Genomic DNA, 14,588 nt, shown 5'->3' with positions numbered 1-14,588 from the left:
CGTACCGGCGGACAGTCGGTCGGTACGGGGGAGCACCTGACGAGCACCTGACCTGACGGTGAACGGGCAAGCAGCCGAGCAGCGCTGCTCAGCGGGAGGCATCACACCATGGCACGCGAGTCGGGCAGTGCCCGATCCACCGAGAGCGGACTGCCCATCGAACCGGTCTACGGACCGGAGTCCCTCGAGGGCTGGGACCCGGCCGAGCAGCTGGGTGAGCCGGGGACGTTCCCGTTCACCCGGGGTGTGTACCCGACGATGTACACGGGCCGGCCGTGGACGATGCGCCAGTACGCCGGTTTCGGCACGGCGAGCGAGTCCAACGCCCGCTACAAGCAGCTGATCGCCAACGGCACGATGGGCCTGTCGGTCGCCTTCGACCTGCCCACCCAGATGGGCCACGACTCCGACGCCCCGATCGCCTCGGGCGAGGTCGGCAAGGTGGGCGTGGCCATCGACTCGATCGACGACATGCGGGTGCTGTTCGGCGGGATCCCGCTGGACAAGGTCTCGACGTCGATGACGATCAACGCTCCGGCCTCCCTGTTGCTGCTGCTGTACCAACTCGTCGCCGAGGAGCAGGGCGTCGGCGCCGAGCAGCTGACGGGCACCATCCAGAACGACGTGCTCAAGGAGTACATCGCCCGCGGGACGTACATCTTCCCGCCGAAGCCGTCGCTGCGGCTGATCGCGGACATCTTCAAGTACTGCCGGGCCGAGATCCCCAAGTGGAACACGATCTCGATCTCCGGCTACCACATGGCCGAGGCGGGCGCGTCCCCGGCGCAGGAGATCGCCTTCACCCTGGCGGACGGCATCGAGTACGTGCGGACCGCGGTCGCGGCCGGCATGGACGTCGACGACTTCGCCCCCCGCCTGTCGTTCTTCTTCGTGGCCCGCACGACGATCCTGGAGGAGGTCGCCAAGTTCCGCGCGGCCCGCCGGATCTGGGCCCGGGTGATGAGGGAGGAGTTCGGGGCGAGGAACCCCAAGTCGCTGATGCTGCGCTTCCACACACAGACGGCCGGCGTGCAGCTGACCGCCCAGCAGCCCGAGGTCAACCTGGTCCGCGTCGCCGTCCAGGGCCTGGCCGCCGTCCTGGGCGGCACGCAGTCGCTGCACACCAACTCCTTCGACGAGGCCATCGCGCTGCCCACCGACAAGAGCGCCCGCCTGGCCCTGCGCACCCAGCAGGTCCTCGCCTACGAGACGGACGTGACCGCGACCGTCGACCCGTTCGCCGGCTCCTACGTCGTCGAGAAGATGACCGACGAGGTGGAGGCCGCGGCACTGGAACTGATGGAGAAGGTCGAGGACCTCGGCGGCGCGGTCAGCGCCATCGAACACGGCTTCCAGAAGAGCGAGATCGAACGCTCCGCCTACCGCATCGCCCAGGAGACCGACTCCGGCGAACGCGTCGTGGTCGGCGTCAACCGCTACCAGCTCGACGCCGAGGAACCCTACGAGCCGCTGCGCGTCGATCCGGCCATCGAGGCCCAGCAGGCCGAACGCCTCGCCACACTCCGCGCGGAACGCGACCAACAGGCCGTGGACAACGCCCTGGCCGCCCTGAAGAAGGCCGCCGAGGGCGAGGACAACGTCCTCTACCCCATGAAGGACGCCCTGCGTGCCCGCGCCACGGTCGGCGAGGTCTGCAACGCACTGCGCGAGGTCTGGGGGACCTACGTGCCCAGCGACGCCTTCTGAGCAGGTCGGTTACCTCGCACGAGTGACCGCGGGCGGAAGCCGTCCGTCCCCGGTCACTCTCGTGGAGAGTGGGCCCCGAAAGGAGGACGCCATGGCCGTACTGCGGCAGGAGCTGACCCTGGGTGAGGCTGCCGACCAGCTCGCCCGTGCACTGCCTGGCCACCGCGTGGAGATTCTCCAGGGGAGGCTCACTGTGACACCGCCTCCGGACGGCTCGCACGGGTTGGCGTTGACGAAATTCTGCAGGGCACTCGAGCGTGCGGGTATCGCGGGCAGCGGGGCCGAATGGATCCGAGGTGTCGGTCTGTGGCTGCCCACCTTGCCGGCGGACTTCGCGATCCCCGACCTGTCCGTCGTCGACGACGACTTCCGCGACGCCCACGTCACCAAGAACTATTACGCGCCGAACGTCTTCCGTCTGGTCGTCGAGATCACGTCGTCCAACTGGTCCGACGACCTCGGCCCCAAGGTCGAGTGCTATGCCCAGGCAGGCATCCCGGCCCACCTGGTCGTGGACCGCAAGCACGACGAGGTCCTGCTCCACACGGAACCGGCCGACGGCAAGTACCCCGACCCCCAGCGCTTCAAGCGGGGGCAGGACGTGGCCCTGCCGGGATCGGTCGGTGTGCGCGTAGAGCTCCCCGTGGACACGCTTCTCGACGGCTGAAACACCGGCGCGGAGTGTCGCACCCCCGTGCGACACTCTCCTCCATGTTCGGCGTCATCGACCTCCCCACCTACCTGGCCGGCCTGATCCTCATCGTGCTGCTGCCCGGTCCCAACTCGCTGTACGTGCTGTCCGTCGCCGCGCGGCGCGGGGTGCGGGTCGGATACAAGGCGGCGGCCGGGGTGTGGTGCGGGGACGCCGTGCTGATGACCCTGTCCGCGGCGGGCGTCGCCTCGCTGCTCCAGGCGAACGCCGTGCTGTTCGGCATCGTGAAGTACGCGGGCGCCGGCTATCTGACATGGCTCGCGGTCGGCATGCTGCGCGCGGCCTGGGGCATGTGGCGGACCCGGCGGGAACAGAGCGCCCCTGAGAACGCCCCCGGGGTGGTTCCGGCCGACGCGGCCCCCGTGGAACGGCCGTACCGCAGGGCGCTGGTCATCAGCCTGCTCAACCCGAAGGCGATCCTGTTCTTCGTCTCCTTCTTCGTGCAGTTCGTCGACCCGGCCTACGCCTACCCGGCGCTCTCCTTCGTCGTCCTCGGCATCCTCGCCCAGATCGCCAGCGTCCTCTATCTGAGCGCCCTCATATTCGGCGGCACCCGGCTCGCCGCCGCCTTCCGCCGCCGCCGGGCCCTGTCGGCGGGCGCCACTTCGGCAGCGGGCGCCCTGTTCCTGGGCTTCGCGGCAAAGCTGTCACTGGCGGCGTGACTCCGGCGGCGGAGGTTTCCTCACCCTCCGAGGACGGCCGGCCCACGCGCCGGACGGACTCCCCGGTGCCCCGATACCGTCCCCGCGCTACGCCAGCAGCAGGACCATCAGGCCGAGCGCGAGCGTCAGCGTCAGTACCGCGTAGAGGTTGATCCTCCACTTCGGGGCTTCGTACTTCTTACCCGTCCGGGCCGTCGCCGCCTGCTTCACCACCTCCGGTCTCAAAGCGGCGACCAGGAGGGACACGGAGAGCACGGAGACGGAGTACATGACCAGGGCCTCCACCGCTCCGTGGTCCCGCAGCTCATTGTGGCCGAGGACGGACAAGACTCCGAGCGCGGGTGCCATCAGGGAGAGCAACGCGCCTTTCCTGTTCCTGAGGCAGTAGTAGAACGCGGCCGGGAAGAGAGCCGAAACCACGAGCGCGACGATCCACCACTGCCCCACTGTCAAGTTCTGTGCGACCACTGCTCTTTCGCCATTTCTTCGTCACTTGGCACGGGGGCGGGTGACACGCACACGCCGTGTCACCCACCCATGTCTTTCAGCTGTGTCCGGAACTGCTGTCCGTTCAGCTCCAGTTCAGCCATCCGATGGCTGCCGTGGTGGTGTCCTCCAGGAATCCGGACAGCTTGGTGCCCACCTCGTCCGCGATTCCGGAGAGGCCCGGCACCTTCTTGGAGGCCCAGCTGACGGCGCGTCCCTTGCCGAAGAACATGGCGCTCAGGGCGAACGTACCCAGGGACTTGTTGAAGTCGGTGCCCCACCAGCCGGCGGAGAACCCTGTCGCGATGACGTTGATGCCGCCGGCCACCAGGGACACGCCTCCCGCGATGAGGGAGACCCCGCCGAGGACCGCGGCGACGGGCTGGCCACCGGGGATGAGGGCGGCGATGATCGCCGCGCCGCCGGCGACCGCGGAAATCGTCCCGGCCACGGTGCTGACACGGCCGGACCAGGTGGCCCAGTCGTCCGCGCTGATGCCGAGGAACTCGGCTTCCTTGTCGGCGTTGTTGCTGTCGCTGTCGGGGGTGTCGGCCGGGTTGGTGCCGTTCTCCCTGTTCTCCCTGGCCTTGCGTGCCGCTTCGGCGGCCGCGGCGGCGATCTCCTGCTGCCGCTTGCGCTGTGCTGTGCGGTGCGCCTCGCTGGCCGCCGTCGCCGCGGCCCGCGCGTCCTGGCCGGCCTGGGTCGCCGCGGCGCGTGCCTGTGCCGCGGACCGGGCCGCCGAGACGGCCGAGGCCTGGGCCCGGGTCGCCGAGGCGTAGGCCTGGTTCGCGGAGTAGTTGGCCGCGCGGGACGCGGAGCGTGCCACGGACGCCGCTTTTGTGGCCTGCTGTGCCGAGGCGGCGGCCTTGGCGGCGGAGGCGTCGGCCGCCGTGGCGTTGTCACGGGCCTCCGTGGCCGCGCGGGTGGCGTCGGCGGCGTAGTCCTGGGCCCTGGCCGCCCAGTCGGAGGCCTCTTCGGCCGCGTTCCGCGCCTCCGCCGCCGCCTTGGAAGCACGTGCGGCGTCCTCCAGGGCCTTCTGCGCGGTGTGGGCGGCGTGTGCGATGGCGGCCCGTATCGCGGCGACGTGGGCCTCGGTGTCATGGTCGAGGCGGGCGATGTTGTACCGGTCGTGTGCGAGGAACGACCGCCGCATCAGGGCGGACCCCTCCAGCACCACCTTCGCGGCCGACTGGAGGTAGGCCCCGCCCTCGTTGAGGATCCTGAAGATCTCGACGCTGTCGTCTTCCTTGGTCGCCTCGGCGTACTCCGTGCTCAGGAAGCGGAACAGTGCTTCGGCGCTGTTGTCGGCGAGGGCGGCCTCCGCCTTCTCCTTGACCGCGGGACCGGGCTCCTGCCCGAGGATCTTGAAGATGGTGACGCGGTTCTCGGTGGCGGCCGCCTGCGTCACCCCGTGCTCGAGGAAGGTGCGCGGCGCGTTCGCGTCGTCGCTCTCCACGGCCTGCCGAGCGGCTTCCGCGACATCCGGAGCAGCCACCCCGGCGACGGCCAGCACGGTCTCGCGGTCGTCCTGCTGCTGTGCCCCGATGCGGTCGGCGTCGATCCAGTTGAGGATTTCGTAGTCGCCGCCGGCCAGGGCGAACTCGGCCGCCTCACGCGTCCAGGTGCCGTGGCTGTCGAGGAGCTTGACCGCGGCCCTGCGGCCGAAGCCCACCGCCGCCGCCTCGTCCCCGGCGGCGAACGCGCTCTCCGCCTGCTCGACGAGGCCGGTGATCTCCTGGGTCAGCTGGTCGCTCTGGGAACGCTGCTCGGTGATCCGCTCCAGGGCCTCCTGCTCCTCGGCGGCCTTGAGCCGGGCCGCGATGATGCCGATCTCGGTGTCCTGCAGGATGCGATCGGCCTCCGCCTCACGGGCCGCGGTCTCCACCTCCTGCGCTTCCTTGACCGCGTCGGCGGCGGTCGTGGCCGCCTCCACCGCGGCCTCGGCGTACGCCTTGGACCGCTTGGCGTACTCGACGGCCTCCCCGGCGTGTTCGGCGGCTTCCTCGGCCGCGGCGGCTGCCTTGTCGGCGTGGTCGGCCGCGGAATTCGCCGCCCGGTGCGCCTCGGCCGCGGCCGTTGCGGCCCGGCGGGCCAGGCGCTGGGACAGGGATGCGGCGCTGGTGGCACGGGCCGCCTGCGCCCTGGCGTCCTCGGCGGCGGCACGCGCCCGGCGGGCCTGGTCCGTGGCGGCGCCGGCGGCGTCGGCCGCCTCGGCGGACGCGGTGGCCGCGGCGGCGGCGTTGTTCGCAGCGGAGGCGGCCGCGGAACCGGCGGAGGCGGCCTGCTCGGAGGCAACGGAGGCCTGGCGTGCCGCCGCCGCCGCGGTGCGCGCCTTGGCGGCCGCGTCACGGGCGCCCTCGGCCGCCGTGCGTGCAGCGGAGGCCTTCGAGGCGTCACCCGAGGCGGCGATGGCGGCGTTGTAGGCACGTGAAGCCGCCCGGCCGGCCTGTGCCGCCGCGGCCGCGGCGGCCTGGGCCGCCCACGCCGCCCGCTGCGAGGCAGCCTGCGCGGCCCGGGAGGCGCTGATCGCGGTCTGCGCCGCACCGGCCGCGCCACGTGCGGCGTCGGCCGCCTTGTCCGCGGCCTTCGCCGACTTGCGGACGTCGTTCTGCGCGGCCTTCGCCTCGGCGGCCGCCGTGAGCGCCGCTTCCTTCGCCCTGGCCGCGGCCTCCTCGGCCTGGTTGGACGCGGTGACGGCCTTGTCCGTCTTGGACTTGGCCCGCTTGCCCTCCCGTTCGACGATCGCCACGAGCTGGTCGATGGTGGCGGTTTCCTCGTCCCGGGCACGAGCGATGTGCTGGCCGGTGGTGAGGAACCAGTGGACGGCCTTCGGCGAGCCGTCCTCGAGGGCCCGTTCGGCGTACTTCTTCACCTCCGGGGACGCCTTGGCCAGAAGGGTGAAGACCTCGACCTGTTCGTCCTCGTCCTGCGCGGTGAACCGGGTCGTGTCGAGGAAGGTCTGCAGCGCTTCCCGGGTGTCCTTCTCCAAAGCCGCGGCGGCCTCCCGCCGCACCCCCGGCCCGCCGTTGTTCATGACCCGGAAGACCTCGACCCGCAGGTCGGTCAGGAGCGGCGCCCGGTAGCCGTCCTTGAGGTAGGCGGCGACCGCCTCGTCACCCCCGGTCAGGGCCTGCTGCGCGCCCTCCTGTACGGACTGCCCGGCCCAGGCGAGGCTCTGGAAGACGGCGAAACGGTTGTCGTCGGCCCGGGCCACGGGCAGTTCGCCGGTCAGGAACGCAGTGATCCGGGCGTCGGTGCCGGCCAGTGCCGCGGCGGCGGCCTCGCGGACGGCACGGCCACCGGTCCGGTAGGCCCACACGGCGTGTCCCCGGTCGGTGTCCGGTAAGCGGTCCGGGAGTTCGGCCGCGCCCGCCGCGTACGCGGGAGCGGAGGCGAGGGCCAGGGCACCGGGCAGCGCAGGCGCGGCGGCCAGCGCGGACAGGGTGGTGAGGAGGCGGCGTCTGCTCCACAGAGTCGGTGGCACGGCCTTGGGTCCTTTCGCTTCGGACGACGAGGGAATCGATGCGTACGGCGGCGTGGTGCTTCAGCCCCGGCGTCCGGGGAACACCTCGGACGCCGGGGGTGGGAAGAGGGCGTGGGAGTGCCCGTGCGGCTGCCTGACAGCGGTGCCGCACGTCCTGTCAGCGGCGGGACGACCGAGCCGTCGGCCCTGTCCTCCGGGCCGGGGGACGGCGGCGTCGGCTCCGGGAGGCGCTGCGGACGCCGCCGTAGGCACTGATGCTGCCGGGTGCACGGACGACAGGCCGCGTACCGGTGACGGGATCGGCCGCCTCGGGGCCGGTGCGGGTCACGGAGGCCCGCTCGCCGAACCGGGGCAAGCGGCGACCTGGCTCTGCGCGTCCGGAGCCAAGGCCCCGAACGGGAGCGGTCGGGTGCCTATTTGGCCGTGATGATCTCGACGAGAACGTGCCGACGGCCGTCCGGATCGGTGGCCTCACCCACGGGGGTGAAGGAGTTGGGGTCCACCTCGTACTGGTGCTCCTCGTCCTCGACGGTGGTGTGGAGGTCGGTCCGGTACGCGTTGGACTGCACGCCGTAGACGGCCGGCAGTTCCAGGCTCAGGTAGCCGCTGTCCCCCGTGGTCCGGAAACAGACGATGCCGTTGTTGCGGGTGTAGATCTTCAACAGCCCTTCCTGACCGCTGCAGTCGACGAGCACGATGTGCCCGTCCCCCCGTTTGAGCAGGATGCCCCGCTCCTCGAGGATCTTGTCGGCCTGGGGGTACGCGAAGTCCTCGACGGCGTAGCCCGGGGCCCCCTCCGCCACCGCGGCCATCGGCGGTGTCCGTTCTGCGCTCGAACCGGTGTCGGAGAGTCCCACGCCCAGCGCCAGAGCGGCTGCCCCGGCCAACGCGCACGACAGTAATGTCCGTGAAATACGCTTTCTCATCTTCTTCCTCGCATGGTTGTGCATCCCTGCGTCCGAGGCGCGTACGCCGGAGCGGGCGACAGAAATACTGGATTCCCCGAGCGGGGGTGAATCTATGCCTTCCGGGTTCGGCTCGCGAAAATTGAATGACTCAGGAGCGCGAACAGGCGGCCTTCGGGTGTGAACGCGGCGGTGTCCCCACAGGTGGGGGTGGCGGCGGGATCGGGAGCCTTTACAAGTTTTACCGTTCCGTCAGATCTAAAACGTTCGGTTCTTGTCTGTCTACCCGAACGAATCCGTCATTCACCTTAAAATGCCCATTGCGTACAACGGGGTGCGCGAATACGGATGAAGGTTGTGTCGAATTCTGTAACGACATGGCAAAAAACTGTGCACGGGGAGGGCCGTCGGGGCTGAACCCCGTCCCGGGCCCGGTTGCGGCGCCGGGTGCCCGTGCGGTTCCTGTGGCTGCGCGGCGTGGCAACTTCAGCCGCTGGAGCTGGGGTTCAGCTCTGGATGGATCCGCCCTCGGTGCCTGCGGCGGCGTCCGTCGGCCGGCACCCCGGCTGCCCCCAAGGGCTCCGGCTGCGGAATGCCGCATAAATTCCCCCGGGTTGCCGCCCTGGCGCGCCTCCCTGCTCCGGTCGCCTCGTTCACTTTCAGTACATGCCATTGATGTTTCTTGTTCTTGTAATGGGAGGTGCGTGTGACGGCCGGGTGGATCGAGGGGGGATTTGGGTCAATTTGTGCGCTGGACAATCTTGAGGCGGCTGGGATTCCATGGCATGGATGGCGGGGTTTCGGGAGCCCTGAAAGTTTGAGGGAGACATTTCTGTACGGATATTTCGATGGTTGACGGCAGGGGTGGGCGACTGTCATTGTCCTGGCGGGCAATTCCCATTCCTCATTGCCTCCCACGCCTCCTCCCGACGCATGGCGAAGCGTTGACGGGAGGGGGTTTCCCTTTGCTTCTCTTGCCCGGCGGTTTTCCGCCGCGGCCTTCGCGCCCGTATTGAATCGCCTGCCGGCCGCTTCCACTGAACATGCCGGGGACGGGCGTATGTCCACTGGCGTGGTGACTTCCGATGCCGAGCAGGTCGACAAGGTGGTCGACGGGGCCCGCGAGGGCGGCATCGGCCTCGCGTCGCCCGGATCCGGCCGTATTGTCGACATGCCTCGGAGGGCAAATGATCACTGATCGCAGCAGAGTCTCACGATCCGCCGGGCTGGCCGCGGTCTTAGTCGTGGCGCCCCTCGTCCTGGGCGCCGGCCCCACCCATGCCGTCACCGGCACTGCCGCCTCCGACGCCGGCTACGGCTATGCGGCACGTCTGGACATGGGCGACGGCACACGCGCCTGCTCCGGCACCCTCGTCCATGCGGAATGGCTGCTCACGGCAGCAAGCTGCTTCGCCGACAACCCGGCGGCCGACCTCACCGTGCCCGCCGGCGCCCCGAAGCTCAAGACGACGGCGACGGTCGGCCGCACGGATCCGACGACCACCGCAGGCCAGGTGCGCCAGGTCGTGGAGCTGGTGCCGCGCGCCGATCGCGACCTGGTTCTGGCCCGTCTCTCCCGGCCGGTCACGGCAGCCGTCCCCGTGTCCGTGTCCGCGGCCGCACCCACCGCCGGCGAGCAACTGGCGGCCGCGGGTTACGGCCGGACGAAGGACGAGTGGGCCCCGCTGAAGCTGCACACGGGCGCGTTCTCGATGGACTCCTTCGATGCCACCACCGCCGCGGTCACAGGTCAGGACGGCGCTGCGATCTGCGCGGGTGACGCCGGAGGCCCGGTGGTGCGCACGACGAACGGTCAGGCCGCGCTCGTGGCCGTCAACAGCCGTTCCTGGCAGGGCGGATGCTTCGGGACCGATACCGCCGAGGTCCGGACGGGCGGCGTCGCCACCCGCGTCGACGACCTGAAGGACTGGGTGGCCGGCAAGGTCGGTGCGACCCGGGTGACCGACTTCGACTGCGACGGCACGGAGGACGTCGCGGTCGGCGACCCGACGGCGTCGGTGAACAGCCGGTCCAACGCCGGCCTGGTACGCATCGTCTACGGCGGCGGACGCGGGTCCACAGCGATTCACCAGGACCTCGACCTGGTGACCGGAGGTGCCGAGGCCGGTGATTCCTTCGGCAGGACACTGGCCGTGTTCGACCACGACGAGGACGGCTGCACCGACCTGGCCGTGGGCGCACCCACGGAGGACATCGGTGACGTGGTGGACGGCGGCCTGGTGACCGTGCTCTACGGCTCCCGGGACGGGCTGGGCCTCGGCAAGGCCTCGTTCAACCTCCAGCAGGGCACGGGCACCGGAGAGATCAAGGAGCGGGCGTCCGAGAAGGACGACCTGATGGGCGCTGCCCTGGCCGCCGGCCGGACCGCTTCCGGCGAGCCGTATCTGTTGATAGGGGTGCCCGGCAAGAACCTCAAGGGCCATGTGAACGCGGGCCTGGCGTACTACCTCCGGGGCACGACCAGCGTATCGGTCCACCAGGACGATCCCGGTGTGACGGGCGTCATCGAGGACGGGGACCGGTTCGGCGCCTCCGTCACAGGTTCCCCGAACCACCTCGCCATCGGCGCGCCCGGTGAATCCGCGGACGCCGGTGCGGTGCATGTCCTGAAGCACGAGTTGAGTGCGGACGGCATTCCCGCCCCCATAGCCACGATCGACCAGGAGACCGACGGAATCAGCGATGCTGCCGAAGCCGGGGACCTGTTCGGTGCCTCGCTGTCGATGACCGCGTACCGTCCGTCCGGTGCCGCCGCCGCGACCGACTCGATCCTCGCCGTCGGCACGCCCGGTGAGACCCTCTGGGTGGGCACGGACTCCTTCCAGGGCGCCGGACAGGTGACCACGCTCAGGGTGGCCGCGACGGGTGCCGTGACGCAGCTGGCAACCGTCCACCAGGGAACAGAGGGCGTCAACGGCGCCTCTGCGGCCGGTGACGGTTTCGGCACCGAGGTGGTCGCCGTGAACACCTCGCCGGACACGCCGGGCACCGCGGCGACGATGCTGCTGGCGGTCGGTGTGCCCGGAAAGGACATCACCACGGCCGCGGACGCGGGCATGGTGCAGGCCTTCTCGCTCCTGGGTGCGCCCGGCGACTCCGACCACTGGATCGAGGCCGGCAACGCCCGGGGCCTGCCGGGGACTCCGGGACCGTCGCAGCGTGTGGGTGCCTATCTGAACGGCACCGGCACGCACCTGTGGATCGGCATGCCGCACGGCCCCGCCGAACGCGGAGCCGTCCACGCCCTGCCGTGGCCGGACGTCATGGGCGGTACGGGCGGCACCGTGACCACCCATCGGCCGGGACAGGGCGGACTGCCTCTGACCGGCAAGGCCTTCGGCATGACGATGCGCTGACCCGTCGGCTGCACGGGTCCCGGGGCAGCGGCGGCCTCCCCGGGGCCCGCGGGTTCGTCCTCGGTGCCGGCTTCCGTACGGCCACGCACCCGGGGTGCGCCGCGCGTGAACGGAACTTTGATCCGAGCGTCCAGAAAGAAACCGGCCATCACGTGAGAAGACGGTCGACGAGTTGTGACAGGAGCAGAGACGTGAGCAGGAGAACGAGATGTGGAGCGTGGTTCGCCGGCGCGCTGGCCGTGGCGGGAACGCTCGTTGCGGGTCCGGCACAGGCGACGGTGGGCGACTCGGCCGACGACGGGGAGAAGCCCTACGTCGCGAGAATCGAGATGGGGGACAAGGATCGCGCCTGCTCCGGGGCCCTCATCGAGGAGCGGTGGATCGTCACGGCGGCCAGTTGCTTCGCCGACGACCCCGCCCAGTACACCTCGGTCGCCGCTGGGGCGCCTCCGGTCCCCGCCGAAGTCACCATCGGGCGCACCGACATGACGACGACGGGCGGTGAGGTCCGGGACATCGTGGAACTGGTCCCGCGCGCCGATCGGGATCTTGTGCTGGCACGGCTGTCCTCGCCGGTGCGGACCATCACTCCCGTGCCGCTCGGTGCCGTGGCCCCCGCCGGGGGAGAGCCGTTGTCCGTCGCCGGATACGGCCGCACCGAGGACGAGTGGGCGCCCACCCGCCTGCACGTCGGCACCTTCGGTGTCACCGGCACCCGTGACACGGAGCTGGACATCGAGGGCCTGGACGGCGCCGCGGTCTGCAAGGGAGACGCGGGCGGCCCGGCGATCCGCTCCGGCAGCGAAGGGGACGAACTCGTCGCTGTCAGCAGCCGTTCCTGGCAGGGCGGATGTTTCGGTTCCGAGGAGACCCGCCTCGGCGCGGTGGAGACCAGGCTGGACGACATCACGGACTGGATCGGTGCCCGGGTCGCCCGCTGGACGCTGAAGGCACAGGCGAACGGCAAGTACGTGTCCGCCGCGGTCACCGCCACCGGCGAGAACGAGGGCCGGCTGCGGGCGCGCAGCGACACGGTGGCGGGCTGGGAACAGTTCACATTCCACACCCGTGACAACGGGGCGACCGTGGCGCTCCGGTCCGAGGCCAGCCGTCTCTTCGTCGCCACCGAGCTCAACCGGACCGGCGACCACGAGGGAATGCTGCGTGCCCGCAGCGAGTCCGTCACCGGCGGGTGGGAGCTGTACGCGCTGGTGCCCCAGGGAGACCGGAAGTACGCCCTGCAGTCACGGGCGAACGGCAAGTACGTCGTGACCGAGGCCAACCACACCGGCGACGACGCGGGTCAGTTGCGGGCCCGCTCGGACACCGTCGCCGGGGGTTGGGAGCGCTTCACGCTGGAGCACGCCGACAACTTCCGTGTCACGGGCCTCGCCCCGGCGGATCCTGCCCCGCTGCCCCTGAGCTGACCTCACCGAGCGGTACGGGTACTGATCGCGGTCCCTGGGCGGGGAGAACACCCGGGCGCCGCTCAGGGATCCCCGAGGGGGCGGTTCCCGGACCGCCCCCTGCGGGCCGTGCAGGCGTCGGTGCTCAGGACGCCCGCAGGTACGCCGAGTGGGCCGCCCTGCCCAGGTAAGTGAAACGGGTCCCGCCCTTCAGATGGTCGTCCAGGGCGTCCTTGATGCCGGGCCAGTGCGGGTCGCCGTAGTCGTCCAGGACGACGATCGCGCCGGGCGCGGCGATTTCCTCGGCCCACTGAAGGTCCTGGGCGACGCCCTTGGCCGAGTGGTCACCGTCCACGACGATCACGCCGTAACGGCGGTCCGAGACGGCCGCCCGGGTCTCGGGGTCCTCGGAGAACCCCTGCTGGATCCGTGCCGCCGCTCCCGCCGGGCCGGCCAGGCCGAGGTTGGTGCGTACGGCGTGCTCGTCGACCGGTGCCCCGGTGGGGTCCGGGGGCGGGCTGGTACCGGGCTGGAGCTGCACGCCGGCGAAGGGATCGACGATGGTCAGGCTCGGGCTGCGCCCGTCGCGCTCCATCATCCGCAGGAGCCCGGCGGAGAACATGCCGTAGAGCGTGCCGATTTCCAGGATCTCGTCGTTCGGCGGGTCGAGCAGGGGGATCGTGCCGAGTTTGCCGCAGATGTTCATGGTGCCGCCCGCGATCCGGCCCACGCCCAGCGACTCCAGCGCGACGAGCAGCCGGAAGGCGGCGGCGACGTTGCGCACCGCCGCGTCACGGTCGCCCGACAGGGCCGCGACCTCGGCGTGCAGACGTTCCAGCGGGGCCTCGGAGACCATGCGGGAGTTGCGGCGCCCGTGAGGACCGAGAAGCAGCTCGAAGGTGAGCTGGCGGCGCCTGAGCAGCTCGACGTCGCGCACCAGCTGCTCGATGTCCGGGCCGCTCTGCGCCGCCGGTTCGGTCCTGCGCCGGACCGCCGAGCGGACCTGCCGCTCGATGCGCTGGTCGATGAGGTCGGCCACCGGACGCAGCAGACGCCGGAAAGCCGGACTGCGAAGCATGACAAGGCTGTTCATTGACCAAGGACCTCAATCCGTTGCGGAGGCGAACGTGGGTGCGAGGAACGTGGATGCGATGGACGGGGCACAGGTTAGCCTCGACTCGTCAGCGGGGTTCGGCAGCTGACGTGCTCGGCAGTTCGCTCGTCCTGTCCTCGGGCCGTTCGGGGCGGGCCGTCACGTGATGCCGCGGATGCGCCGGGTTCCACGGGCCCGGAGTGCTGCCGGTCCTCTCCTTCCCGGTCCTTGCCGGGGCGGTGCCCGGCTGTCGGCGGAGACCATCGGCGGCGTCCGGGCAAGCGGTCGCTTTCCGCCGTCACTCACCGTCTTGCGGATTTGTTCATTCCGGTCCGGCTTCCCTGTGAGCTCGGGAGAAGGGGTACTCGAACGGGCTACCGGCGACCGGAAGGTTCGACTCCGTTCGTTTCCGTGTGCGGGCCCGTTCGCCTGTCGAAGTCCGAATGGGCGGGCGCGGATCACGTGCGCGAGAAGTCCTGGACCGCGGTGGTCACCGGTGCGACGGCAGTCGCGGCTCTCCTGATGGACGCGGGTTCCGCATCCGCGGCGGCCGCCGACATCTTCTGCGGCTGCGGCGGTGGCGCCGAGCAGTACTGGTACTGAGCGCGGCCCCTGGGCGGGGAGGCGCGCCGGCCTCGCCGCAAAAGACGTCGGGCGGGCGGCGTCGTGACGTCACCTCGCGTTCACCTCATGGTCCCGACGTGTTCCGGCTTCGACGTCTGGTGGCTCCTAGAGTAGGAGGGATAGCCCTTGAGA

General features: G+C 70.7%; 11 protein-coding genes. 7 read left to right on the top strand and 4 right to left on the bottom strand.

What is annotated here, in order from left to right:
• The first annotated feature begins 108 nt into the window (after positions 1–108).
• The 3 genes from ACFWVE_RS24810 to leuE all read left to right on the top strand — a co-directional run bounded on the left by ACFWVE_RS24810 (position 109) and on the right by leuE (position 3,081).
• Positions 109–1,707: a methylmalonyl-CoA mutase gene (locus ACFWVE_RS24810; protein WP_384017913.1), complete on the top strand. Its 1,599-nt coding sequence runs from the start codon at positions 109–111 to the stop codon at positions 1,705–1,707.
• A gap of 91 nt (positions 1,708–1,798) precedes the next feature.
• Positions 1,799–2,374, top strand: coding sequence for a Uma2 family endonuclease (locus tag ACFWVE_RS24805; RefSeq protein ID WP_384017910.1), 576 nt, complete (start codon positions 1,799–1,801; stop codon positions 2,372–2,374).
• A gap of 44 nt (positions 2,375–2,418) precedes the next feature.
• Positions 2,419–3,081, top strand: a complete 663-nt coding sequence (gene leuE, locus ACFWVE_RS24800) for a leucine efflux protein LeuE (protein ID WP_384017907.1) — start codon at positions 2,419–2,421, stop codon at positions 3,079–3,081.
• An 87-nt stretch (positions 3,082–3,168) separates the two neighbouring features.
• On the opposite strand, the gene ACFWVE_RS24795 is transcribed toward leuE, so the two are convergent.
• The 3 genes from ACFWVE_RS24795 to ACFWVE_RS24785 form a co-directional block, all read right to left on the bottom strand.
• Positions 3,169–3,501 carry a hypothetical protein gene (locus ACFWVE_RS24795; protein WP_384017904.1) on the bottom strand — a complete coding sequence of 111 codons (333 nt, stop codon included), beginning with the start codon at positions 3,499–3,501 and terminating at the stop codon, positions 3,169–3,171.
• A 151-nt stretch (positions 3,502–3,652) separates the two neighbouring features.
• Positions 3,653–7,051, bottom strand: a complete 3,399-nt coding sequence (locus tag ACFWVE_RS24790) for an ALF repeat-containing protein (protein ID WP_384017901.1) — start codon at positions 7,049–7,051, stop codon at positions 3,653–3,655.
• A gap of 413 nt (positions 7,052–7,464) precedes the next feature.
• Entirely contained in the window at positions 7,465–7,938 is a 474-nt protein-coding gene (locus ACFWVE_RS24785; protein WP_384017898.1) for a hypothetical protein, read from the bottom strand.
• A gap of 1,078 nt (positions 7,939–9,016) precedes the next feature.
• Here ACFWVE_RS24785 and ACFWVE_RS24780 point away from each other — a divergent pair.
• From ACFWVE_RS24780 to ACFWVE_RS24770, 3 genes are all read left to right on the top strand, one after another.
• Positions 9,017–9,154 (top strand): hypothetical protein, encoded by a 138-nt coding sequence (locus ACFWVE_RS24780; RefSeq protein WP_384017895.1) that lies wholly within the window; start codon positions 9,017–9,019, stop codon positions 9,152–9,154.
• 46 nt (positions 9,155–9,200) lie between these two features.
• Positions 9,201–11,333 (top strand): trypsin-like serine protease, encoded by a 2,133-nt coding sequence (locus tag ACFWVE_RS24775; RefSeq protein ID WP_384017893.1) that lies wholly within the window; start codon positions 9,201–9,203, stop codon positions 11,331–11,333.
• Between the two features lie 191 nt (positions 11,334–11,524).
• Positions 11,525–12,760, top strand: a complete 1,236-nt coding sequence (locus ACFWVE_RS24770; RefSeq protein WP_384017890.1) for a trypsin-like serine protease — start codon at positions 11,525–11,527, stop codon at positions 12,758–12,760.
• A 124-nt stretch (positions 12,761–12,884) separates the two neighbouring features.
• Here the strand turns inward: ACFWVE_RS24770 and ACFWVE_RS24765 are convergent, their stop codons facing one another.
• Complete coding sequence (locus tag ACFWVE_RS24765) at positions 12,885–13,832, bottom strand: class I SAM-dependent methyltransferase (RefSeq protein ID WP_384017887.1); 948 nt, start codon at positions 13,830–13,832, stop codon at positions 12,885–12,887.
• A gap of 462 nt (positions 13,833–14,294) precedes the next feature.
• Here ACFWVE_RS24765 and ACFWVE_RS24760 point away from each other — a divergent pair, with 462 nt between their 5' ends.
• Positions 14,295–14,435: a hypothetical protein gene (locus ACFWVE_RS24760; protein WP_384017884.1), complete on the top strand. Its 141-nt coding sequence runs from the start codon at positions 14,295–14,297 to the stop codon at positions 14,433–14,435.
• Positions 14,436–14,588 lie beyond the last annotated feature (153 nt).

It is taken from the genome of Streptomyces sp. NPDC058632 (assembly GCF_042717095.1).
Classification (GTDB): Bacteria; Actinomycetota; Actinomycetes; order Streptomycetales; family Streptomycetaceae; genus Streptomyces.
Note: the sequence above shows the minus strand (reverse complement) of the source record. Positions and strands in the feature narration are given on the sequence as shown.